Origin of the sequence: Acinetobacter marinus, from assembly GCF_900096915.1 — a bacterium.
In the GTDB taxonomy this organism is placed as follows: domain Bacteria; phylum Pseudomonadota; class Gammaproteobacteria; order Pseudomonadales; family Moraxellaceae; genus Acinetobacter; species Acinetobacter marinus.
The window spans coordinates 474,034-498,919 of the sequence record NZ_FMYK01000001.1; the positions used below are offsets into that span (position 1 = coordinate 474,034).

Annotated in this window: 22 protein-coding genes; 5 read left to right on the plus strand and 17 right to left on the minus strand. The window is 43.1% G+C overall.

Annotated features, from left to right (window positions below):
* Positions 1 to 100: 100 nt before the first annotated feature.
* Positions 101 to 1,342 carry a signal recognition particle-docking protein FtsY gene (gene ftsY, locus BLQ60_RS02150; RefSeq protein ID WP_213030455.1) on the minus strand — a complete coding sequence of 414 codons (1,242 nt, stop codon included), beginning with the start codon at positions 1,340 to 1,342 and terminating at the stop codon, positions 101 to 103.
* 227 nt (positions 1,343 to 1,569) lie between these two features.
* On the opposite strand from ftsY, the gene BLQ60_RS02155 reads away from it, so the two are divergent.
* Both BLQ60_RS02155 and BLQ60_RS02160 read left to right on the plus strand, forming a co-directional pair.
* The gene (locus BLQ60_RS02155; RefSeq protein ID WP_244515932.1) at positions 1,570 to 3,126 is read left to right on the plus strand and encodes a M16 family metallopeptidase; all 1,557 of its coding nucleotides are present in this window, start codon (positions 1,570 to 1,572) and stop codon (positions 3,124 to 3,126) included.
* 12 nt (positions 3,127 to 3,138) lie between these two features.
* The gene (locus BLQ60_RS02160; protein WP_092615294.1) at positions 3,139 to 4,896 is read left to right on the plus strand and encodes a M16 family metallopeptidase; all 1,758 of its coding nucleotides are present in this window, start codon (positions 3,139 to 3,141) and stop codon (positions 4,894 to 4,896) included.
* A gap of 14 nt (positions 4,897 to 4,910) precedes the next feature.
* Here BLQ60_RS02160 and BLQ60_RS02165 read toward each other — a convergent pair whose 3' ends face one another.
* The gene (locus tag BLQ60_RS02165) at positions 4,911 to 5,279 is read right to left on the minus strand and encodes a hypothetical protein (protein ID WP_092615296.1); all 369 of its coding nucleotides are present in this window, start codon (positions 5,277 to 5,279) and stop codon (positions 4,911 to 4,913) included.
* Positions 5,280 to 6,055: 776 nt separating this feature from the next.
* Here BLQ60_RS02165 and BLQ60_RS02170 point away from each other — a divergent pair.
* Positions 6,056 to 6,289: a hypothetical protein gene (locus tag BLQ60_RS02170; RefSeq protein ID WP_092615299.1), complete on the plus strand. Its 234-nt coding sequence runs from the start codon at positions 6,056 to 6,058 to the stop codon at positions 6,287 to 6,289.
* Between the two features lie 90 nt (positions 6,290 to 6,379).
* On the opposite strand, the gene BLQ60_RS02175 is transcribed toward BLQ60_RS02170, so the two are convergent.
* From BLQ60_RS02175 to BLQ60_RS02245, 14 genes are all read right to left on the minus strand, one after another.
* Complete coding sequence (locus BLQ60_RS02175; protein ID WP_092615302.1) at positions 6,380 to 6,724, minus strand: MGMT family protein; 345 nt, start codon at positions 6,722 to 6,724, stop codon at positions 6,380 to 6,382.
* A gap of 452 nt (positions 6,725 to 7,176) precedes the next feature.
* Entirely contained in the window at positions 7,177 to 7,989 is an 813-nt protein-coding gene (locus BLQ60_RS02180) for a hypothetical protein (RefSeq protein ID WP_244515933.1), read from the minus strand.
* Positions 7,990 to 8,145: 156 nt separating this feature from the next.
* Entirely contained in the window at positions 8,146 to 10,893 is a 2,748-nt protein-coding gene (gyrA, locus tag BLQ60_RS02185) for a DNA topoisomerase (ATP-hydrolyzing) subunit A (RefSeq protein ID WP_092615305.1), read from the minus strand.
* 336 nt (positions 10,894 to 11,229) lie between these two features.
* Positions 11,230 to 11,706, minus strand: a complete 477-nt coding sequence (locus BLQ60_RS02190) for a DUF2147 domain-containing protein (RefSeq protein ID WP_378235143.1) — start codon at positions 11,704 to 11,706, stop codon at positions 11,230 to 11,232.
* Between the two features lie 149 nt (positions 11,707 to 11,855).
* The gene (locus BLQ60_RS02195; protein ID WP_244515934.1) at positions 11,856 to 12,356 is read right to left on the minus strand and encodes a DinB family protein; all 501 of its coding nucleotides are present in this window, start codon (positions 12,354 to 12,356) and stop codon (positions 11,856 to 11,858) included.
* Between the two features lie 143 nt (positions 12,357 to 12,499).
* The gene (locus BLQ60_RS02200) at positions 12,500 to 13,435 is read right to left on the minus strand and encodes an electron transfer flavoprotein subunit alpha/FixB family protein (protein ID WP_092615311.1); all 936 of its coding nucleotides are present in this window, start codon (positions 13,433 to 13,435) and stop codon (positions 12,500 to 12,502) included.
* 19 nt (positions 13,436 to 13,454) lie between these two features.
* Positions 13,455 to 14,204 (minus strand): electron transfer flavoprotein subunit beta/FixA family protein, encoded by a 750-nt coding sequence (locus tag BLQ60_RS02205; protein WP_092615314.1) that lies wholly within the window; start codon positions 14,202 to 14,204, stop codon positions 13,455 to 13,457.
* Positions 14,205 to 14,728: 524 nt separating this feature from the next.
* On the minus strand, positions 14,729 to 15,292 hold the full coding sequence (locus BLQ60_RS02215) for an HD domain-containing protein (protein ID WP_092615320.1): 564 nt from the start codon (positions 15,290 to 15,292) through the stop codon (positions 14,729 to 14,731).
* A gap of 49 nt (positions 15,293 to 15,341) precedes the next feature.
* Positions 15,342 to 16,268, minus strand: a complete 927-nt coding sequence (xerA, locus tag BLQ60_RS02220; protein ID WP_092615323.1) for a site-specific tyrosine recombinase/integron integrase — start codon at positions 16,266 to 16,268, stop codon at positions 15,342 to 15,344.
* A gap of 27 nt (positions 16,269 to 16,295) precedes the next feature.
* Positions 16,296 to 16,568, minus strand: coding sequence for a type II toxin-antitoxin system RelE/ParE family toxin (locus BLQ60_RS02225; RefSeq protein WP_092615326.1), 273 nt, complete (start codon positions 16,566 to 16,568; stop codon positions 16,296 to 16,298).
* The gene (relB, locus tag BLQ60_RS02230) at positions 16,555 to 16,743 is read right to left on the minus strand and encodes a type II toxin-antitoxin system RelB family antitoxin (protein ID WP_092615329.1); all 189 of its coding nucleotides are present in this window, start codon (positions 16,741 to 16,743) and stop codon (positions 16,555 to 16,557) included. The genes BLQ60_RS02225 and relB overlap by 14 nt, the downstream gene beginning before the upstream one ends.
* 153 nt (positions 16,744 to 16,896) lie before the next feature.
* Positions 16,897 to 17,739, minus strand: a complete 843-nt coding sequence (gene dapF, locus BLQ60_RS02235; protein ID WP_092615332.1) for a diaminopimelate epimerase — start codon at positions 17,737 to 17,739, stop codon at positions 16,897 to 16,899.
* A 21-nt stretch (positions 17,740 to 17,760) separates the two neighbouring features.
* On the minus strand, positions 17,761 to 19,041 hold the full coding sequence (gene lysA, locus BLQ60_RS02240; RefSeq protein ID WP_092615335.1) for a diaminopimelate decarboxylase: 1,281 nt from the start codon (positions 19,039 to 19,041) through the stop codon (positions 17,761 to 17,763).
* Between the two features lie 66 nt (positions 19,042 to 19,107).
* On the minus strand, positions 19,108 to 19,386 hold the full coding sequence (locus BLQ60_RS02245) for an LptM family lipoprotein (RefSeq protein ID WP_171259019.1): 279 nt from the start codon (positions 19,384 to 19,386) through the stop codon (positions 19,108 to 19,110).
* A 313-nt stretch (positions 19,387 to 19,699) separates the two neighbouring features.
* Between BLQ60_RS02245 and BLQ60_RS02250 the strand changes: the two genes are divergently transcribed.
* Together BLQ60_RS02250 and radA are read left to right on the plus strand one after the other, a co-directional pair.
* Complete coding sequence (locus tag BLQ60_RS02250) at positions 19,700 to 21,055, plus strand: alanine/glycine:cation symporter family protein (RefSeq protein ID WP_092615337.1); 1,356 nt, start codon at positions 19,700 to 19,702, stop codon at positions 21,053 to 21,055.
* A gap of 192 nt (positions 21,056 to 21,247) precedes the next feature.
* Positions 21,248 to 22,636, plus strand: a complete 1,389-nt coding sequence (radA, locus tag BLQ60_RS02255) for a DNA repair protein RadA (protein ID WP_092615340.1) — start codon at positions 21,248 to 21,250, stop codon at positions 22,634 to 22,636.
* Positions 22,637 to 22,665: 29 nt separating this feature from the next.
* On the opposite strand, the gene BLQ60_RS02260 is transcribed toward radA, so the two are convergent.
* Positions 22,666 to 24,861, minus strand: coding sequence for an OsmC domain/YcaO domain-containing protein (locus tag BLQ60_RS02260; RefSeq protein WP_092615344.1), 2,196 nt, complete (start codon positions 24,859 to 24,861; stop codon positions 22,666 to 22,668).
* Positions 24,862 to 24,886 lie beyond the last annotated feature (25 nt).

Sequence of the window (24,886 nt, forward strand, 5' to 3'; positions counted from 1 at the left end):
ACCTACCAAGTTTAAAATTAGGGCAATAAAAAAGCCAATTCAGATCAACGAATTGGCTTTTTACGATCAGGATCATTTCAAACAACATGATCCATGTTGCTTACTCATCAGTTTGGAATAATGCAGCCACAAAGGATTTTGCAGAAAATGGACGTAAATCATCAATCTTCTCACCCACTCCAATATAGCGAATCGGCACATGGGTTTTACTGGCAATATTAAACAGCACACCACCTTTCGCCGTACCATCGAGCTTCGTGATGGTCAAACCTGTTAAGCCGACCGCTTCATCAAACATTTGCACTTGGTTAATGGCATTTTGACCTGTACCCGCATCAACCACCAACATAATTTCATGTGGCGCTGTAGCGTCGATCTTTTGCATGACACGTTTGACTTTGCTGAGCTCTTCCATCAGGTTCGATTTGTTATGTAAACGTCCTGCGGTATCGGCGATCAACACGTCAATATTTTTTGCGCGTGCACTGGCGATGGCATCATAAATCACCGAAGCACTGTCTGAACCGTGACCTTGCGCCACCACAGGAATCTGATTACGCTCACCCCAGATTTGCAGTTGTTCGGTCGCTGCCGCACGGAACGTATCGCCCGCTGCCAGCATGACTTTTTTACCTTCACCTTGTAGACGCTTTGCCAATTTACCAATGGTGGTGGTTTTACCCACACCATTGACACCGACCACCAAGATCACATACGGCGATTTATTCGGATCAATATGTAGCGGTTTGACGCGTGGCGCAAGTAGATTCACTAATTCTTCTTGCAAGGCTTTGTACAAGGAATGTGAATAAATCAAATCACCCCGTGCAGTCCGTTCGGTGAGATTTTGGATAATCGTTTTGGTCGCATCCACGCCAATATCCGCTACCAACAGCTGATCTTCAACTTCCTCTAACAACTCATCATCGATCTCTTTGCCACCAATCAAGATATTGACCATACCATCAGCGAGATTCTTACGGGACTTTGCCAAGCCTTGTTTCATGCGGCTAAAGAAACCGCCTGAACTTTCCGCCGTATCTGCATTATTGTCTGCTACAGGTATTTGTGGGCTGACTTCAGCGGATGCTGTAGTGGTCTGATTCGGTGTAATCGTTTGTTCAGCCACAGGCTTGACTGGTTCTGGTTGAATCGGCTGTGCTGGTTCGACGACTTTTGCTGACTCTACTGCTTTTGCTTGTTCCGCTTGCTGAGCCTGTTCGACCCGTGATGTTTCGATGATCGGCACATCAACACTTGGTAAACTTGGCAACGTCACATCATCATCACCAATCTCGGCATCAATTAAAAACTTTTGTGGTGAATTAGAATTGTCTTGCATGAAAAATCCTTGATGCGAGCAAATGGCAAAATGAAAATCTTAAATTGACAATATTGTAGCATATTTCGCTTTTTCAACTCATCTATTGCCGATGATAATCGCATCACGGTTGCAGTCGATTCACTTGCTGTTACCGAACATCACCTGTTGCACTTGCATCTGCTTTGTTTTTCTTATATCAATAGCTTAAGTCCAAACTCATCACATTTTTAGGCTAATTTTTTGTTGTGTTAAATATTTTTAAACGCCGTCACATCGATACTTTGCACATTAATCAAATCACGCCACACACTAAAGTGTTGGCGATCGCATTGCTGTGTGTTGCTCCTGCGATACTGAGTCTGCCAACCGTTACCCATGCCAAAGCCACTACACAAAAGCACAGCAAAAAAGTAACGACCAAGCCAAGCGATCAACCGCTTTATCAGACTTTGAGCAATGGCTTAAAAGTCGTGATTCAGCCTGATCATCGTGCGCCTTTGGTCATGGTACAGGTCTGGTATCAGGTCGGTGGTGTGGATGAACCTGATGATTTACTGGGTATTTCACATGTGTTGGAACACATGATGTTCAAGGGTACGGTGAAAGTGCCCGATGATCAATTTAAACGAATCAATGCCAATTTTGGGGGCAGTTTTAATGCCATCACCAACCACAACTATACCTACTATTATCAGCTCTATCCGAAAGATTATGTGGCATTGGCGCTCGAGCTTGAATCAGATCGAATGAGCAATTTGCATTTAAGACAGCAAGATTTTGCTACCGAAATCGACGTGGTCAAAGAAGAACGTCGGCAACGTATCGAAGATAATCCGCAAGCCCAAGCCTTTGAAAATTTTAGAACAATAGCCTATCCGACCAGCCGATATCGCTTACCTGTGATTGGCTATATGGACAACCTCAATCACATTAACTTAGAACAAGTGAATGCTTGGTATAAACAGTGGTACGCACCAAATAATGCGACCTTGGTGATTGTCGGCGACGTCGATCCCAAACAGACCTTAATTCAGGTGCAGCGCTATTTTGGTGACCTCAAAGCCAAAGCCTTGCCCGAACGCACCGCACTGAAAGAACCGAATCAAGCGGGCTACAGACATGAAGTCAAATATGCTGCGGTACAGGTGCCAAACCTGTATATGGCTTGGAATGTACCCAGTCTCGCCACTGCCTCGCCGAGCACTCAAGCCTATGCCTTGGATGTATTTCGAGAAGTTTTAGACGGCGGACTATCCGCTAGAATTGAGAATGAACTGGTGCGCAAACAAAAAATCCTCACCACCGCCAGCGCCAACTATGAAATGCTTAATCGTGGCGATACCCTCTTTAGCATCACCGCCATTCCTGCCGAAGGGGTCACACTCGAGCAGGCTGAGCAAGCCATCACCACGCTGATCGATCAACTCAAAACCACATGGATTCAACCCGATGAGCTACTGCGTGTACAGTCCTCCACCCTCTCAGAAATCGTTTATGCGCAAGACACTTTGCAAGGACAAGCGGAACTGATCGGCAAAATGCAAGCCAATAATATCGATGCCAAAACCATCAGTACACTCTATCAAAAATACGATGCCATCAAAGCCGAGGATCTCCAGCAAGTGGTGACTCAGTATTTTAATCACGATAATCTTGCCAGCCTATATCTATTACCACTGGATCAACAGCCTACCTTTGTGCAGAACAGCACTCCAAACCAAGAGAATGCTACGCTTGCACAGCCCAACGACCAGAATCAATCGATCAGTCAACCTGTGGCTGGACACAGTTTAAAAAATTAAGGTGTGCCACAGATGACAAACTTTAAAAAATTAGCGCTTCAGCAAACCATGCCAATACATAAAAATTCAGCAGGCACTTCAGCACAGCACGATCAATATAAAATTATCTGTGCCGTCGCACTGCTATTAAGCTGTGGATTATCACCGCAGTTTGCGATTGCCAAAGACATTGAACTGACCCAAATCGAACATGGACAAACCACCTCGTCAACGTCATCTGTAGTAAACGATGAAACAGGTGAAGTACAAGCTGATCAAGCTCCGCAACACCTACAAAACATTCCTGCACTGAGCTATTTGCAAAGTTTGCACGATCTACAGCAACACGCCTATCAAGCGCCACACGTGCAGGAACTATTTAGTCAAAATGGTGTGAGAACGCTGTTGGTAGAATCCCATCAGTTGCCGATTGTCGATATTCAGCTGACTTTTAACGCAGGCTCAGCACGTGATGAGAGCATCGGCAAAGGTTTGAATGGCTTGGCAAATCTCACAGCACGATTACTCGGTGAAGGTACATCTAGCCAAACTGCCAATGACATTGCGCAAAGTTTTGAGCGTATCGGTGCAGAGTATTCTGCTCAAGCCTATCGGGATATGTTTGTGGTACGGCTTCGTGTGCTTTCTGATGAAAAGCGTCTTGATCCTGCACTGAACCAATTGATTTTGCTGCTTAAAGATGCAAAATTTCCACAAAGTAGTATTGACCGTATTTTAAATAATGCCCAAGTCGGACAAAAACAAGTCAAGGAAAATCCCAAACGCAGTATGAGTGTGCGTTTTTATCGTGCGGTGTATGGCGATCATCCCTATGCTGAGCCTAGTACAGGCACCATACAAAGCCTCAAACGCATTCAGAGCGCAGACATTCAAGCCTTTAAAAATCAATATTTGGTGGCAAAGAATTTAAATATTGCCATCACAGGCGATGTCACTACGCAACATGCTCAGCAGTTGATTGATTTACTCACAGGCGAAATGAGCGCAGGTGAACCCGCACCGAAGCTCCCTGATGCCAAAGCGCTGAGCAAAGCACAGATTATCCGTATTCCATTTAACTCGACCCAAGCGCATGTCATGATCGGACAAGTGGGGATTCGTCGTGATGACCCCGACCGCTTCGCCCTTGAAGTGGGCAATGAAATCTTAGGTAGCGGTGGATTTACCAGTTTATTGATGCAAGAGCTACGAGAAAAACGTGGACTGACCTATAGCGCCTCGAGCAATCTGAGTAGTATGCAGTCACAAGGTTTATTTTATGTTCAATATTCCACGCAACGTGATCAGCTACTGCAAAGCCTTGATATTACCTATGAAACATTATTGAAGTTTTTGTATCAACCGCTCAATCCCACGCAAGTTGAAGCAAGCAAACGCAGTCTAATCCGAGCATTTCCCCTGTTATTGCGCAGTAATGCCAATATCAATAGCCAGCTTGGTGCCATGGGATTTTATGGCTTATCTCGTGATTATCTCAGCCAATATCAGCAGTCCATCGAAGCGGTGACCGCAGAAGATGTGCAACGTGCTTGGCAAAAACACATTCACCCTGAACATTTCTTAACCGTGCTTGCTGGCAAGGATATTTCGACCAGCGAAGTGGAAAAGTTGTACCAAAAACAACTCGCCCCATATATACAGTCGCAAACTCAACAATCACAAACAGAGCAAACACAATCTGAGATAACGCCAGTGGAACAAACGCAAACCGAGCCAAAGCAATCAGACGATCGACACCATGCAAATCATATTGCTGAAATAATGAGATGAAATAGTGGTATGAACTAATTATGCATTTGCTCTGCTTCAACGGCTTGTTGGAAATGTATGCGTTGTTGTCCTTTGTGATGGACTCGCAGTAGCTTAAAATATTGAAATTGATTCACCGCTGTCTGTGTTGAGCGAGCCTGTTCGAACAAATACAGCGCCGCCTCTTTGCTATCTGGGTACAAACCTTGCGTCATTAATGCATGCAGATGTTGTTGTTGCTGTGCGTTGATCGGACGCTGTGCACTAGACAACCCCCACGCCAACATCATCAAAATCAACATCGCCACCAGAATATGCTGTGCATAATCGGTGAGCTTGAGCAGATGCTGTTTTGAAAGTTGTGCAAAATCAACGTGCGTAAATAATGTTACATTTTTTTTCATAGCTTTGATTCTAGCGATAGAATCGCCCGTGCTCAAGTGATTTCGTCCCGTACAGCGCTTGACGCCTAATCCTTCACCTGTGATTTACCGATTATTCGCCGATTATTTCTCGATCCCCCCCCTCAAAATATCGTTGCCAAAGACTCGAATCGTCGTCGTCCTTATATGACAGTTTTGTGAAGATGGCTTGACTTATTGCCTGATCAAGACTATAACTGGTTCACAAATAAGTTTTTCTTATTTTAAAATGTGTATATCAGTATAATTTTAAGCTGTCATATTGCTACTCTTTAAATTTTTTAAATTCCCATAGACAACTTCTAAACGCAGTGATTTATTCACATTGATTTATTGATAGTAATTGGTTCAATCAATGTTATCGAATGCATGAAGATTTTACGTTGCTTTCATCTCCTAAAAATCATTCCTTTTTTACCCTAATGATTTTAAAGCATCGTGATTATAAAAGCGTCCTGATTTTAAGCATCGTGATTTAAAAAGCCATGATTTTGAAAGCAAAGTGATTTTGAAAACGGCATGAAATCGTTTCTTAACTCACGATGTATAAAAACTTTTTGAAACTGCGTTGTACTTTGGTAATTTTTTTAGATTAGACACATTTTTAATCAACATTGTCATGAGGCTGTCATGCCAGACTGACAATCTAACATCACCGTCACCCTACTTAACAAAAACAGTCGGAATGACGGCAACAGGTTGAATGCCTGTTTGAAATATTATGAAACAAAGCCATTACAAGTATAAAGGAGCAAACCATGAACTTTAAAAAGGCTACCGACGACGCTGAGCATTTGTACTCAGCAGGTGTTATCACTGTACAAACCCAAATGGACTACCGCAGTGGTATTCAACAACTTGAAACTGCGGCAAAAGCAGGACATGCCAAGGCGGCAATGTTCTTATCTCAGTTGTATCAACAAGGTTTTCGTGTAGAACGTGATTCAATGAAAGCGCAGTACTGGGAAAATTATGTCTATCAAATCGCTTAATTTTCTCACCTCCCCGATTGTCTCTCCGCTTCATAATCTTTTTGCCCGACAACTCTCTCTAAAGCCAATTGATTTCGAAACCAGCGCTTGCTACCAAGCATAGGTTTTGAGATCAATTTTCTCATTTTTGACCAATACGCCCTCTGCCAATAATAATTGCTGTTGCAGATTCTGCCCTTTTTCGGTCAGCATCGTGGTACGAATTTTGCCTTGTGCATTGACCACACGATACCACGGCAAAGTACTGCGATCATCGATATTGCCCAAAACTTTTCCCACCAAGCGAGCATGCTTGGGTAAGCCTGCCATTCGAGCAACCTGTCCATAGCTCGCCACCTTGCCATACGGGATCAATGCCACGACCGCTAGGATTTGTTCGGCGAGCTCTTTGGTGGCGCTCGTTTTGGGCGAATTTGTCGTTGATTTTGCATTCATAGAAATCATCAACTGCGCTGGATATATCTTCCACGTTATACTAAAATTTGATGAAAAATACCCTTTATTTTTTCGACTCATTAACAACTCAATAAAATCAACAACTTGTAATAAGTATAAAAATTTTTTCGCTCTCCATCACATAGATGGCTTAGAAAAAGGACTCTTTTGCAAAGGTTCTCGATTTGATGTTATCCATCGCATAGATGGCTTAGAAATAATAATATAACTAATAGAGAATTTTGAGATAGTTATCCATCGCACAGATGGCTTAGAAATGATGTAGGCGGTGAATTACAATTAGAAGGCTGTTATCCATCGCACAGGTGGCTTAGAAACGAAACCTTTTAATATCAAGGCTTCAGGGCTTTGTTATCCATCGCATAGATGGCTTAGAAAATCGGTACAGCCATGCTACAGATCGCCAATGCGTTATCCATCGCATAGATGGCTTAATACAAATCAGGTCGCTTTGGCGGGCGAATCATTTCTATCAATGATTTTTTCAACCCAATATCCACGATCAAGCGCAAAATCAATGCAGGAATCACCACAATGGCATGTATCAGCACTGCGAGTAGTAGATAAATCACATATTCAACAGCACGCACACCGAAATAAAGCTGTACAGGTCGAATTTCTAAAAAATCATCTTTTAAATCCGCAATACTTTGCCAATGATTCTGATCAATTTTTTGCCGATCTCGCTTTCGATACAGATGTCTACTTTGCGTGCCTCGTTTGTAAGCGTGCCACATTTGTTGTGGTGCAAGAAAAAATCCTGTCGATAGCGCAATCAAATTCATAATACCCAACAACGGCGATTGCCACATCGAGCCTGTTCCTAGCTCCCAAGCACTGACCTTGCCCTCCCCAATTCGCCCCACTGAATATCCAGTCAATACATGATGTAAATCATGAAATTTCAGATATTTATGCCGAGTTTCGATGTTGGGCATCGGTACGATCAAACACCCTGTATACACATCAACAAACCATTTTTGATGTTGACCAATCTCATCACCAAAGTCATGTTGTTTATTAAAGGTGAGTAAGGCATCAGGAATATTTAATGGATCGTAAATTGCCGCAGGATGATCCAAAATCGGCTTTGGCTCAGGACGCATTGATTCATAATGTTGTGCGGATGCGTCCAGTTTTAACAGTTCTGATTTGATGTGTTGGTGTGCTTGTTGTAGGTTTTGATGTTCGGCTGATGAGTCCAGCATAGTTTTGCCTTGGTCGTATTCTTCTCTTTTCATCATAACCAATCGATCGCAAGATGCAAGCGCATCGCAGACCCATGCGATTTGGAAATCATTTAATAATCTAACAAAGCAAAAAGACACCCGAAGATGTCTTTTAATGATCATGTGAAAGTGATCTTAACGAGGTGATCTTAGTGTGATAATCAGGAAATTTTATTCCTTATCATCATCAGGAGTCGTTTGATCGGTATCGCTTTGCTCCGTTGAATCCGTTTCAGATTCAGCATTCACTTCTGCATTGTTCGCTTCTACTAACAATTCGTTTTCATCATCTGACAAATCTTCTAAGGCTTCTAAACCAACCAGCGTTTCATCTTGACCCAGACGAATCAAGCGAACACCTTGCGCATTACGTCCAGTGGTCGCAATTTCATGCGCACGTGTACGCACCATCGTGCCACCGTCAGAGATCAACAACAGCTCTTTATGCTCATCGATAGCAACCGCACCCACCAATTCACCATTACGCTCACTGGTTTTAATCGCAATCAAACCTTTACCGCCACGTTTCTTGGTTGGGAATTCACCCACCGCTGTGCGTTTACCATAACCATTGGCACATGCACAGAGCACTTCACCTGTTTCAGGCACAACGACTAAGGACACGATACGGCTATTTGAGGTGCTATCATCATCTGAATCATCGCCATTGTTGTCAGCATCGTCATTCGCAACATCGGCATCGTCTTCATCAAGCGTACTGCCTGCGAAATTCACTCGCATACCACGTACACCTTTTGCGGTACGACCCATCGCACGGACATCACCTTCAGCAAAGCGAATCGCCTTACCTTCGTTGCTAAACAACATGATTTGCTGTTCGCCATCAGTGATCGCCACACCAATCAAAGTATCATCATCGCTGAGTTCAATCGCACGTAAACCATTAGCACGGATATTACTAAATTGCTCTAGCGTGACACGTTTCACCGTACCCGAAGCAGTCGCCATAAAGATATATTGATTTTCAGCAAACTCGCGAATTGGCAGAATCGCCGTGATATTTTCATTGCCCTCTAATGGCAACAAATTCACCATCGGACGACCTTTGGCACCACGAGAAGCAATCGGCACTTCAAAGGCCTTCAGACGATAAACCTTACCACGTGTGGTAAAGAACAGTACCGTGGCATGATTCGAAGTCACTACCAAATGGTGAATAATATCGTCTTCTTTCATGCTGGTTGACGATTTACCACGACCGCCACGACGCTGTGCTTCGTAGTCTGAAAGTGGTTGTGTCTTGGCATAACCCGTTTGGGAAACAGTCAAGACCACTTGCTCTTCAGGAATCAAATCTTCACGGCAGAAGTCCACACCAGATTCAATAATATCAGTGCGACGCTCATCACCATACTGTTGCAATACTGCGCTTAACTCTTCACGAATCACATTCATGAGCAAGTTAAAGTCATTGAGAATCGCTGTCAGCTCTGCAATTTGACCGAGGATTTCGCTATATTCTGCATGCAACTTGTCTTGTTCAAGACCTGTCAAGCGATGCAAACGCAATTCTAAAATCGCGCCAACTTGCGCAGGAGAAAGTCGATAGTTGAGATTATCCAAACCAAATGGACGAGATGGATCCTCACCTTCAATCACTTCTGGACGCACCGATACCGAACCTGCTTTTTCAAGCAAAGCGATCACACCACCCGCTTGCCACTCATTGGCAAGTAGACGCTCACGAGCTTCCGCAGGATTGGCAGAAGTCTTGATGGTTTCGATGATCTCATCAATATTCGCAAGCGCAACGGTCAAACCTTCTAAGATATGACCACGTTCACGTGCCTTGCGTAGCTCATACATGGTACGGCGAGTTACGACTTCTTGACGATGGCGAATAAAGGCTGCAACGATATCCTTTAGATTCATCAACTTCGGTTGTCCATTATCTAGACAGACCATATTGATGCTAAATGAGCTTTGCAATTGGGTATTTAGGAATAAATTATTGACCACGATTTCAGCGTTTTCGCCACGCTTAAGATCAATCGCAATCCGCATACCTTCTTTATCAGATTCGTCACGAAGCTCGGAAATCCCTTCGAGTTTTTTCTCTTTGACTAATTCTGCAATCCGCTCAATGACTTTTGCTTTATTGACTTGGTACGGAATTTCGGTAAATACGATGGTTTGACGATCATTTTTATCATTGGTTTCAACATGATATTTACCACGAATATGCACACGTCCTTTACCAGTACGATATGCATCAATAATGCCTGCACGACCATAGATCGTACCGCCTGTTGGAAAATCAGGACCTGAAATGTGTTGCATCAAGCCTTCAATCGGAATATTGGCATCATCGACATAAGCAAGACAAGCATGGATCACTTCGGTGAGGTTGTGTGGCGCCATGTTGGTCGCCATACCCACCGCAATCCCTGTAGTACCATTCACCAATAGGTTGGGAATCCGTGTCGGTAACACATCTGGAATGCGCTCAGAACCATCGTAGTTATCGACCCAATCGACAGTATCTTTTTCAAGATCGGCAAGTAGCTCATGGGTGAGCTTGGTCATACGCACTTCTGTATAACGCATCGCCGCAGCACTATCACCATCGACTGAACCAAAGTTCCCCTGACCATCAACCAACAGATAACGCAAGCTAAATGGTTGCGCCATACGCACGATGGTGTCGTACACAGCAGTATCACCGTGCGGGTGATATTTACCGATCACATCACCGACCACACGGGCAGATTTTTTATAGGCTTTGTTATAGTCATTTCCCAGCTCATGCATGGCATACAGCACACGACGGTGAACAGGTTTTAAACCATCACGCACATCAGGTAATGCACGTGAAACAATGACACTCATTGCATAATCGAGATAGGAATTTTTGAGTTCATCCTCAATCGCAATCGGGCGAATTTCCGATACGCTCATGCAATCTCCTTGCTATCAGTTTTGAGCTATTTTTAAAATCAGATTTGAAGCAAAAAATGACTTAAATATAAGCACTTAAAATTAATTTGTGTGAGCTAAATTTCAACCTTGCGAGTATAGCACAAAATGCCTATTTTACCGAGTAAATCACGGTCTTTATTGTTGGTTTTTGCAGTCTATAAACAGTTTAATTATTTGCAAAATATCGTGGAACATTGCATTAGATTTTAATGATGAAAAAAGCCAAATATCGAAATATTTGGCTTTTATTTAACGTAAACGTGACTTCAGTGAAAACGCCTAGCTAAACTGCTCAAACTATACACTCATAACAAATTAAGGATTTGCGCTGTCATGGCGTACCCAGACATTTGAGCGACCAAGTAATGATACGCCAACATAACCGCGCATATTGAGACGTTTACCATTTTTGCTGACATTGGCTTTACCTTTGTAGACACCGCCACTTTTGGCATCGACCACTTTACCATTGACATAATAGCCTGGCTTTTTCGCAAGCTCGGTAAAACCAGTCAAAATCTTCAAGCCAACCAACGGCTTATCTTTATATGGTTCTGGACATTTGGCACAGGTCGTCAAAGTATGTCCACCTTGATTGGCATAGCGATACACGATCGTCCCTGAATAAGTGCCATTTTTTTCCTGTTCGATTTGCACAATTGAAAGTGGCTCACCAGTACGGTCATCCATACTCTTCCAATAACCCACAATTGGACTTGCTGCGAATGCACTCAATGAACTTACTGCAAGAATTGAAGAAATCACAAATCCTTGTATTACTTTTTTCATCACGAAAATTACCTTTACCCTTGTGTCTTTTTTATTTCCCTATAGGCAGTTACGCCTGCCACACACTATAATACGATTTCTATACACTTCCTAGCTACAAAATAACAAAATGATTAAGCTTTGTGAAATGGGTCAAATTATCCCATCATTTTTTATGCTTTTATTCGTTGAAAATAAATCATATCCAACGCTAAAGACTGCCCCGTCATTGCAAATACCATACTATGCAACTGACCACGGTGGTGTGTTTGATGATTAAAGATGTGTGCCAAGACATCATACAAATTTTCCTGCAACATCTCGCCCAAACGTGAATAACTGACTTTTCCTAAAATATCTTGTTCGGTTAAATTTTGGATGTATTGGATAAGCGCTTGATCAAGTTGTACTCTTGCTGTGGTCAAACGCTGAATATCCTGAAAAACTACACTATCGAGTTGATATTTTGCAGGCTGATTGCCATCTATGCGTCCGAGCCAAAGCGTATCTCCCACCCAAATATGATTTGCTGTTTTGATGATGCTATCAAAGAAATTCGGCTGAAGTTGATGAAGCTGTGAATTATCCAAAGTATTCAGCACAGCATACAACTGTTGGTTTGCCCATTGATTGTATTGCGCCAGTTTTAAGAAATATGCTTGAAATGATATCATTATGATCATCCTAATCATTCTATATTGAATTTATAAATCTTAGTTTAAATCACAATGTAAATTAAGACGTTAATATACATAAAAAAACGCCCTAAGTTTCCTTAGAGCGTTTTTCTTACAACAGACGTTGAGTTAGTTAAACATTAAAGTTTAGAAACCAACTCAGGCACTGCTGTATTCAAGTCTGCAACTAACCAATAGTCTGCAACACTGTTAATTGGTGCTTCTTCATCTTTGTTGATCGCAACGATCACTTTAGAATCTTTCATCCCTGCCAAGTGCTGAATCGCACCAGAAATACCGATCGCCATGTAGAGATCAGGTGCAACGATTTTACCCGTTTGACCAACTTGGAAGTCGTTTGGTACAAAGCCAGCATCGACTGCTGCACGAGATGCACCTTGCGCTGCACCGAGTTTATCAGCGAGTGGATCAAGGACTTTGTGATAGTTTTCACCAGAACCGACACCACGACCACCAGAGACAACAATACGAGCCGCTGTCAATTCTGGACGATCAAGTTTCACGATTTCTTCAGAAACAAAAGTCGAAATACCTGCATCTTTGGCTTCGCTAACTGCTTCAACAGCCGCTGAACCACCTTCCGCTGCAACCGCATCAAACGCTGTACCACGAACAGTACCAACAATGATTGATTCAGAAGATTCAACCGTTGCGATCGCATTACCTGCATAGATCGGACGCTTGAAAGTTGTCGCAGATTCCACAGCGATGATGTCTGAAATCATACTGACATCTAGAAGTGCCGCAACACGTGGCAAAATGTTTTTACCCGTTGTGGTAGACGCTGCAAGAACATACTTGTAGCCACCTTTAGCCACATCAGCAACCAAAGCTGCGACGTTTTCAGCCAATTGATTGGCATACGCTGCGTTGTCAGCAAGCAATACTTTGCTTACGCCAGCAACTTTCGCAGCTGCATCAGCAACCGCTTGCGCACCAGAACCCGCAACCAATACAGTGATATCACCACCGATTTTTTGTGCAGCCGCAACAACGTTTAAAGTTGCACCGTTAAGTGTTTCGTTATTGTGATCAGCAAGAACTAAAATACTCATGATTTTTTATCCCTCTGTATTAGATGACTTTCGCTTCGTTTTTCAATTTTTCTACAAGCTCATCAACAGACTTCACTTGTACGCCAGCTTTACGCTCTGCAGGTGGTTCAACCTTAACCGTTTTCAGGTTTGTACCCGCAGTCACGCCGTAATCTGCAAGCGTTTTAGTTTCAAGCGGTTTTTTACGAGCTTTCATGATGTTAGGCAATGCAGCATAACGTGGTTCGTTCAAACGCAAGTCAGTGGTGATGATTGCAGGAAGTTGCAATTCAACAGTTTGTAGACCACCGTCGATTTCACGAGTCACTTGTACTTTACCGCCGTCCACTTTCACTTCTGACGCAAAAGTACCTTGACCTGCGCCAAGTAAAGCGCCAAGCATCTGACCCACTTGGTTTGAGTCGTCATCAATCGCTTGTTTACCCAAAAGAATCAATTCTGGTTTTTCAGCATCAACAACCGCTTTCAATGTTTTAGCAACTTCTAAAGCACCGATTTCATCCGTTGTTTCTACCAAGATGCCACGGTCTGCACCAAGTGCCATTGCCGAACGAATTTGTTCTTGCGCTTCTTTAGGACCGATTGAAACCACAACGATTTCAGAAACAGTGCCTTTTTCTTTTAAGCGCACCGCTTCTTCAACAGCGATTTCACAGAATGGGTTGATCGACATTTTGACATTGGTCAAATCAACACCGCTATTGTCCGCTTTAACACGTACTTTCACGTTGGCATCTACCACACGTTTTACAGCAACAAGTGCCTTCATGTAATTCCTCGGCTCTTTCAGATGAGAGTTTATAAAGTGTTGCACAATTGTGCGTTTGCACGGCAAACCACTTTGCTTAAAATTATCGTGCCTTATCTTGCATTGCATTGGGCAGTACGGTCAAGTCACAAAAAGGCGCTTGATGTAAAAAGACGTAAAAAAATACCTGCTGAATTGACTGATTTGACAGGAAATTCAGTAGAAAATGGTCAAAATTTCCATATTTTTAAAGTATCAGGAAGACTGATATTTATTCAGAATTGATCATTAACCTGCCACTACAACGTCCATTTCTAAAAATTTTCAGTTCAATTAATGGGAATTTATTTATATTTTTCAGTAAAGTAGATAAATCCAAAGTTTTAAAAAATTATATCAATACAAAGTTTGAGCACTACAAAAATTTTCACTCATCAGTTTTACCCATATCATGACTCAATAATCGTGATCATTGGGTCATGACTAATGCGTCACATTCTCAATATGTGTTTGCCGAATTATCAAGCAACGATATGCGAGTTTTTTCACCACTTCATCATCGGTAGTGGGTTCAGTGGTGATTTCGGCAAATTTTTGAGTGTCAGTTCGACCAGACGTTGATGAAATCCTGCATTTGGAAAGTGTTGTTTTAAATATTTAATGGTTTGTTTCGGCACACCTGAACGCACTAAACCAAGTGAAAAGTCAGCTAAATCTGCTTTGCGGAAAATCTCGACCAATGGATATTGCGGGTACTGCGTTGTGGTGATCTTATGATGTTCTAATATCATCACACGAATTTCATCTGACCAATGTGCTTTATCTTGCACTGACAAATACGCCATCATCGGTGGAATGCTCGGTTCGAGATAATCAATGGTGTTTGCCGTCCAGATGCCAATATCATGAAAAGCAGCTGCGATAGCGATCTTTTCAATGACATCTACATCGATCGTGTTTTCTTGCTGTGAAAGCAATGCCAAACAACAACCTGCCATACGAATACAATGATTTTGATAACCGACAAAGTCTTTGCCGATAATGTCTCGATAGTTTTCTAGAATGCTTTGAATCAATTTCCGACATTGTTCGAATTGTTGCATATTCATGGCGATATTCCTGCTGAAATTGGCTGTGAATGTATAAAGAAAATGAAAGTTAAGTCTTTTTTGCTCTAGGATGGGATTGATCGTAAATCTTCGCCAAATGTTCAAAATCCAAATGCGTATAGACCTGCGTGGTACTGAGATCACTATGTCCGAGCATCTCTTGCACCGCACGTAGATCACCACTCGCCGAGAGCAGATGACTAGCAAAACAATGCCGTAATAAATGTGGATGCAAATCAGCACTTAGCCCTGCACGTTGCGCCTGCTGTTTGACTCGATTTTGTACCTGACGATCGGAGATTTGCTGACCATTTTGTGAGATAAAAACGAAATGATGATCAACTGGCTTTTGCAATCGTACAGTCAACCATAGTTTTAATGCTTGATCTGCCTTTTGCCCAAAGGGAATCACTCGGGTTTTGTTCCCCTTACCTGTCACTCGGATCAATTGCTCTGACCAAGCAATGTCATTCAGTTTTAATTCAACTAGCTCGTGTAGACGCAAACCACTGGAATAAAGTAATTCGAGCATGGCTTTATCACGAGCCCACAACCATTGTTGTTTCTCCGTACTTGGCACAGGCTGATCAAGCAATTGTTGAATATTTTCAGGAGATAACATGCCTGGAAGTGGTCGAGGTTGACGTTTGATTTTAAAATCTTGAATCTGTGCATTGTCATGCACGCCTTGATTTTGTAACCATTGCATAAACTGACGAATCGCTGATAAAGCACGTTGCATGCTTTGATTCGACCAGTTCTTTTGTTCAACGCAATAACTTAAATATTGCCGTAGATCAGACAATTCCACATCTTGAATCTGAATCTGCTGTTCAAGACAATAGTGCAGAAAACTCTGCACATCACGGTGATAGGCTTCGATGGTATTTTGAGAATGTTGTTGAACGGATAAAACATCTAACCAATCAAAAAGATATTGATTGATATTGTGTTGATTTGATTGAATTGTATTCATTATGGGTTCAACAAAAGATGCATGGCGCTAAGGATACAACTTTCTTGTGTGTATCACACTGAGTATAGAAATAACATCTGTCACTTCATAGGTTAACCAATAATTCGGATGGACTAACAATTCCCTTGTTCCTAGTGCTCGCCCAGCAATCCCCATATATGGATGATCAGATAATTTCTGAGCAGATTGAAAAACATGGTCTTCAAATTGATACGCTGATACAGGATGAAATTCAAAAATATATTGAATAATTAAGTCTAAGTCTTCTAAAGCATCTTCTGTCCAATCAACGATGAGCATTGGCTTCTCGTTGCTCACGACGCTTCTTAAAGCGTGCTACAACTTCATCATGCGGTATTCTTGGACGCGTATCTGCTTTTGCTTTCTCAACTTTAGTAATAAACCACGCATTATATCGTGCTTCATGTTCTGCACTTTCAAACTCAGAAACAATCGGATCAAATTTTTTATTCATCTGTACCTGCCTCACATGATCAAACACCTATTATTTAGTGTAGCAGGATTTGTGTATTTTATAAGCTAAATTTGTTCAGCATTAATGCAAATACACAAACCCAAAGGCACTAAAAAACAGGAGCTTTATCTTGGCTGAGTTATCCCTGACAATTTAACTTTGAAAATAACGCAAATCAAAACGCCCTTCGTAGACTGTCGCCGTCGGTCCAGTCATCCATACAGGCTCGCCTTCAGTCCATGCAATATTGAGCATGCCACCTGCCAGTTCAATATCGACATTATTGTCGAGTAAGCCACGACGAATACCACTCACCACTGCTGCACATGCACCCGTACCGCACGCCAATGTTTCACCAACACCACGCTCATAGACACGTAAACGTGCTTTATTACGTGAAATGACTTGTAAAAATCCTGCATTGACTCGCTCAGGGAAACGCTCATGCGCCTCAACCTGAGGACCAATCGTTGCGACATTAGCAGTCAACACGTCATCGACCAAAGTCACTGCATGCGGATTGCCCATATTTACTACATCAATGCTGATCTCAGCATCTTTGAGTTGGAGTGAATATAATTCTTCAGCTTTTTCTGCTTGGAATGGGATTTGTTCAGGCAAAAATTTTGGCTGTCCCATATTGACGCGCACCCAACCATTGGCACCAAGCTCAGGCTCGACAATGCCTGATTTGGTTTGCACACGGATTTTGGTTTTATAGGTCAGTTGCTGTTCATAAACAAAACGGGCAAAACAGCGCACGCCGTTACCACATTGCTCAACTTCCGAGCCATCACTATTAAAAATACGATATTTAAAATCCGCTGTCGGGTCTTCTGGTGGCTCAACAATCAATAATTGATCAAAACCAATCCCAAAATGACGATCTGCCATGCGCTGAATCGTCACGGTGTCCAAATAAGCACGTTGACGTACCAAGTCAATCACCACAAAGTCATTACCTAGACCATGCATTTTGCTGTATTGTAAAATCATGCATTACTCCTTTGACTTTGTTTAAATATCAGATGCTGTGACTTGTTCAGACGACTGCTCAGGTAAAAGTCGTTCATTCGCCCATAATGATTCAATGCTTTCACGCTCACGAATTAAATAAGACTGCTCACCATCGACCATCACTTCCGCTGCACGCCCACGACTATTGTAATTCGAACTCATCACAAAGCCATACGCTCCCGCACCTTGCACAGCCAAGATATCATTTTCTTGCAAAGCAAGCGCACGATCTTTACCGAGAAAATCACCAGTTTCACAGATTGCACCGACAATGTCCCATTGTTTAGTCTCTATCGTCTGACTTGGGGTCACGGATTCAATGTTCATCCATGCTTCATACAATGACGGACGAATTAAATCATTCATCGCTGCATCGACAATGGCAAAGTTACGATGATTGGTTGGTTTGAGTAAATCCACTTTGGTTAGCAATACGCCTGCATTGGCACTAATACTGCGCCCTGGCTCCATATAGACTTTTAGCCCAAGCTGTTCGAGTTTTGGGCGCATGGCATTGGCATATTCTGCAAAGCTCGGTGGCGTTTCATCTTTATAGACCACACCTAGACCACCACCAATATCAATGTGTTCGATATTAATCCCGAGTGTTTTAAGTTGTGCAATCATTTCAATGACACGATCGAGCGCATCAACAAATGGCTGTGTTTCAGTGAGTTGTGAACCGATATGACAGTCGATACCGACAATATTCAAATGCGACAAACTCGCCGCATATTGATAAGTTTCATACACACTATCACTTGGAATACCGAATTTATTTTCTTTCAGTCCTGTAGAAATATACGGATGAGTATTGGCATCCACATCAGGATTGACACGTAATGAAACTGGTGCTTTTTTGCCCACACGTGCAGCGACTTTTTCAATGCGATCAAGCTCTGCATAAGATTCGACATTAAAACAAGCAATGCCTACTTCTAAGGCTTTCTCAATATCCGCTTCAGATTTACCCAACCCTGAAAACACGATTTTTGCAGGATCACCGCCAGCCGCCAAGACACGCGCCAACTCGCCACCTGTGACGATATCAAAGCCTGCACCGAGTTTTGCCAAGACATTGAGCACTGCAATATTGGAGTTGGATTTCACCGCAAAGCAAATCTGATGATCAATAAAATCAAACGCCTGATCCAAATCTTGATAATGCTTGGTCAAAGCCGATTTTGAATAGACATAAAGCGGTGTGGCATATTGCGCTGCCAAATCTTCGAGGGAACACTGCTCTGCATGGAGCACGCCAGCTTGACGGGTAAAACTCATTTAAAAATCCTTTAGATGCAAAATCTACTTCACACAAAATCCACTTCACAGAACAGCGTTGATCAGTTATTCAGCGCCATTCGGCAGGCTTGGATCAGCTTGCAAAAACACTTTGTCTTCGACTTGCTCTACGGCTTGGTCATGATCAGCTTGCGATGAAGTCTGTTGCGCTTGAGCCGTGCTACTATTTTCAGCATGGTTCTGTTTATACAACAAATAATTCGAGCGCTTATCCATATTCGGATCAGATGGCAACATCAGTGGTCCAGATTGACCACAGGCTGTCAAATGAGACAAAAGCAAAACAGAAGCCAGTGAAAATAAGGTGATTTTGATGATTTGCATCGGGTAAATCGCTAAAAATAATGATTATTGGAAGTATAGCTTGAAATGCCCGCAGAAATACAGCACTGCACTAAGGCAATCGTATGAACAATTTCGGTGCGTTGTGGTCAATGCTAAGCATTTCATTTATAAAACATAATTCATTGAATTAAATATTGATCAAAATTTATCAAACCTAAACTCAAAAATGGATAATTTCACAGCAATTTCAGCTTTTTTTAATTTAAATGCGTAGAAAGTTCTGGCATGTGCCTTGCTAGTGGATGTATAAGTCAATATGCTCAACCTGTTTTTAAGAGGAAAATAAAATCATATGGAAGAATTACAAAGTTTTTTTAAAGTCTTAAGTGATTTCGTTTGGGGCCCGCCAATGTTGATTCTGTTGGTCGGTACGGGCGTTTACCTCACCTTAAGATTGCTCTTTCTACAAATTCGTTTATTACCGTTGGCTTTCAAACAGGTGTTTGGACGTCATGATGGTGCCAAAGGTGCCTCTGGCGATATTTCGCAGTTTGGTGCGTTAATGACGGCATTGGCTGCAACCATCGGTACGGGTAACATCGCAGGTGTTGCAACCGCATGTGCGCTCGGCGGTCCTGGTGCGGTATTTTGGATGTGGCTCACTGCGCTATTCGGTATGGCGACCAAATATGCCGAAGGTGTATTGGCAGTGAAATTCCGTGTACAAAATGAAAAAGGCGAAATGTCAGGCGGTCCGATGTACTACATCGAACGTGGTCTAAAATGGAAATGGTTGGCGGTGCTGTTTGCCCTATTCGGTACGCTAGCATCTTTCGGGATCGGCAGTTCAGTACAGTCCAATACCGTGGCACTTGCTGTAGAAAACAGCTTCGGCGTGCAGACTTGGGTCGTTGGTGTGGTGATTACTGCACTGTCTGCATTGGTGATCTTGGGCGGGATTAAGTCTATTGCCAAAGCATCGACTTTCATCGTGCCATTTATGGCGATCATCTATGTACTTGGTGGCTTGGCAATTATCTTCATGCATGCTGATTTGATCATTCCTGCATTTAAATTAATCTTTAGCGATGCCTTTACTGGTCAAGCGGTGGCTGGTGGTGCAATTGGTGCGGTAATTCGTTACGGTGTGGCACGTGGGGTATTCTCAAATGAAGCAGGTATGGGTTCTGCGCCAATCGCTGCTGCTGCTGCCAAAACTGACCACCCTGTCCGTCAAGGTTTAGTTTCGATGACAGGTACATTTATTGATACCATCATCGTCTGTACCATTACAGGTTTGGTGTTGGTCATGGCATTTATGATCAATGACAGTAGCTTTATGGAAAAATCTGGTGCGGTACTCACCACCGACTCCTTCAATCAATTGCTGCCTGGATTTGGTGGCTGGATCGTGACTTTCGGTATTATCTTCTTTGCCTATTCGACCATTCTGGGTTGGTGCTATTACGGTGAGAAATGTGCAACTTACCTCTTCGGCGAAAAGTTTGTGATCATCTACCGTCTAATCTACATTGCGACCATCTTCATTGGTACTGTAGCAACACTCGACTTGGTATGGCTGATGGCAGATACCTTCAACGGTCTAATGGCAGCACCAAACTTGATCGCTCTACTGTTGTTATCGGGCATCGTAGTGAAACAAACCAAAGAATTCTTGGCGAAGCGTAAGGCTGGTGAGTTGTACTAAGCCAAAATGCTCAAGATGGTAAAAATAAAAACCTGTTGGATTCGTCCAGCAGGTTTTTTTATACGTCGAATAATCCACTTCACGACTTAGATTGTCGCAATACAACGCCTATCGCCATTTTCACTTTGGCAAGCTCTCCAATTCTCCTTATAATCAACACAAATACATTCGCCTTAAATACTGATTTTTCCTATGAGTAAAGCCAAAACTGTCTATCGCTGTGAGCATTGTGGTACCGATCACCCCAAATGGGCAGGACAATGTTCTGATTGTGGCGAGTGGAACAGTTTGGTCGAAACCACGCTGGAATCCACCACTGCACATCGTGGCAAATCAGGCATTAAAACTGGTGGTTATGCAGGTCAAAACTCCAGTGTCACCACGCTCGATCAAGTACAAGTCAGCTATGAATCCCGTACCACCACAGGCATTGGCGAGTTTGATCGGGTGCTAGGTGGCGGTCTAGTCACTGGCTCAGTAGTACTGATCGGCGGTGATCCCGGTATCGGTAAATCCACCATTCTCCTGCAAACTGCGACCTATATGGCAGGACAACAGTCTGCGCTGTATATCACAGGTGAAGAATCCTTATCGCAAGTGGCACTTCGTGCTAAGCGTTTAGACTTGCCAACGAATGCGCTGAAAGTCATGGCGGAAACTTGTGTGGAGCGTATCTGCGAAGTGTTGGTGCAAGAGCGCCCGCAAATGGCTGTGCTCGATTCAATTCAAACCCTATTTACCGAAACCATCCAATCTGCACCGGGAGGCGTATCGCAGATTCGTGAGTCGGCAGCGATTCTCACCCGTTTTGCCAAACATACTGGCACCTCGCTATTTATCGTCGGTCATGTGACTAAGGAAGGTTCGCTGGCAGGACCTCGTGTGCTTGAGCATATGGTCGATTGCGTGCTTTATTTTGAGGGGCAATCCGACTCACGCTATCGCATGATCCGTGCGGTGAAAAACCGTTTTGGCGCAGTCAATGAGCTTGGCGTATTTGGCATGACCGATAAAGGCTTAAAAGAAGTCGCTAATCCATCGGCAATTTTCTTGAGTCGCTATGACGAAGCAATCCCGGGTTCGATCGTCATGGTCAGCCGTGAAGGCACACGCCCACTGTTGGTTGAAGTGCAAGCCTTAGTCGATGATGCGCATGGACAGCCTCGTCGTGTGGCACTTGGTTTGGAACAGAACCGATTGTCAATGCTCCTTGCGGTGATGCATCGTCATGGCGGTGTGCAAATGGTCGGGCAAGATGTGTATGTCAATATCGTCGGTGGTTTAAAGATTACCGAAACAGGTTCGGACTTAGCCGTACTGCTCGCCTGTGCATCGAGCTTACGAGGCAAAGCACTTCCACAACATTTGGCTGTATTTGGGGAAGTTGGCTTATCAGGGGAAATTCGCCCTGTACCGAATGGTCAAGAGCGATTAAAAGAAGCGCAAAAACATGGCTTTAAAACGGTGATCGTGCCTCGTGGCAATGCACCGCAACAATCTATTAAAGGTTTAAATGTGATTGCAGTCGCACGGTTGCATGAAGCCTTAGATGCCGCCATGCAACTTGCCGATGAAAGCTAGCCAATCAATTCCGTTGCATCTTCCGATTATTAACTGACGAATTTTGCACGGGCTTGATGCAACTTTTTATAGCTGTCGATCAAACGCAGATGACGATCTAAGCCCTCAAGCTGCATATTGGTTTCGGTCAGTCCGTAGAATTTCACAGAACCATCAACTGAGCCAAGCACAGCATCCATGCGCTCATCGCCAAACATACGGCGGAAGTTCACCTCAAAATCAGCAATATCGATCTCATCATCGAGCATGACTTCGAGCACCACATCCAAACATTGATAGAACAAACCACGCTCGACGGTGTTGGTGTTGTATTGCAAGAAGGTTTCGACCAATTCTTTGGCTTCTTCAAATTCTTCTAATGCGAGATAAATCAACAGCTTTAACTCAAGAATGGTAAGCTGACCCCACACCGTATTGTCATCAAATTCAATCCCGATCAAGGTGGTAATATCAGTATAATCATCGACTTCGACGTCTTCCAAACGCTCAACCAGCGCTTGCAACTGTTCATCATTTAGGCGATGCAGATTGAGAATATCTTCACGGAAAGCCAAGGCTTTATTGGTATTGTCCCAAATCAAATCTTCAACCAAATACACTTCGGAATAATCAGGCACGATGATGCGACACGCCGTTGCGCCAAGATGTTCATAGACTGCCATATAGGACTCTTTGCCCATGTCTTCGAGAATCGCAAATAGCGTTTCCGCTTCTTGAGCATTGCTGTGCGTCCCGTTGGCGGTAAAATCCCATTCAACAAAATCATAATCCGATTTTGCACTAAAGAATCGCCACGACACCACACCGCTAGAATCAATAAAATGCTCAACGAAATTATTTGGCTCAGTCACTGCATTCGTGCTAAAGGTCGGACGTGGTAAATCATTTAAGCCTTCAAAGCTGCGTCCTTGCAAGAGTTCAGTCAGACTACGCTCTAATGCAACCTCGAACTTTGGATGTGCACCAAATGAAGCAAATACGCCACCTGTGCGTGGATTCATCAAAGTCACGCACATCACAGGGAATTGACCACCAAGCGAGGCATCTTTGACCAAGACTGGAAAGCCCTGCTCCTCAAGCCCTTTGATCCCTGCCACAATGCTTGGATATTGGTCTAAAACATCTTGTGGCACATCAGGTAGCGTGATTTCATTTTCAATAATTTCACGTTTGACTGCACGCTCAAAAATCTCTGAAAGACACTGCACTTGCGCTTCGGCTAAAGTATTGCCTGCGCTCATGCCATTACTAAGATATAAATTTTCAATCAAATTGGATGGAAAATATACCGTTTCACCATCTGACTTGCGTACAAATGGCAACGAGCAAATGCCACGTTTGGTATTGCCTGAGTTGGTATCGAACAGATGCGATCCACGAAGTTCGCTATCAGGATCATAAATTTCTAAGCAATATTCATCGAGAATCTCAGATGGTAAAGCATCATCTTTACTCGGCTGAAACCATTTCTCATCGGGATAATGCACAAACTCGGCATTGGCAATTTCTTCACCCCAAAATTGATCGTTATAGAAGAAATTACAGTTTAAACGCTCAATAAATTCGCCTAAAGCCGATGCCAACGCACTTTCCTTAGTTGCGCCTTTACCATTGGTAAAGCACATCGGCGACTGCGCATCACGAATATGCAATGACCACACATTCGGTACGATATTACGCCATGAAGCGATCTCGATCTTCATGCCCAGATTCGCCAAAATACTCGACATATTGGCAATGGTTTGCTCAAGCGGAAGGTCTTTGCCTTCAATAAAGGTCTGATTATCTGAGGTCAGGCTCGGCATGAGCAGTGCCTGCGCATCGGCATCAATGCTTTCCACTTCTTCGATGATAAATTCGGGCCCAGTTTGAATGACTTTTTTCACTGTACAGCGGTCGATCGAACGCAAAATTCCTTGACGATCTTTATCTGAAATATCAGCAGGCAATTCCACTTGGATTTTAAAAATTTGTTTATAGCGGTTTTCAGGATCGACGATATTATTTTGTGAGAGGCGAATATTATCGGTCGGAATATCACGAGCTGCACAATAGACTTTGACAAAATACGCTGCGCAAAGTGCTGATGAAGCAAGGAAATAGTCAAAAGGCCCTGGCGCAGAGCCGTCACCTTTGTAGCGGATCGGCTGATCTGCAATCACACTAAAATCATCGAACTTGGCTTCTTGGCGAAGATTGTCGAGATAATTGACTTTGATTTCCATGGGATGACCTTTTGACGACCTGTGG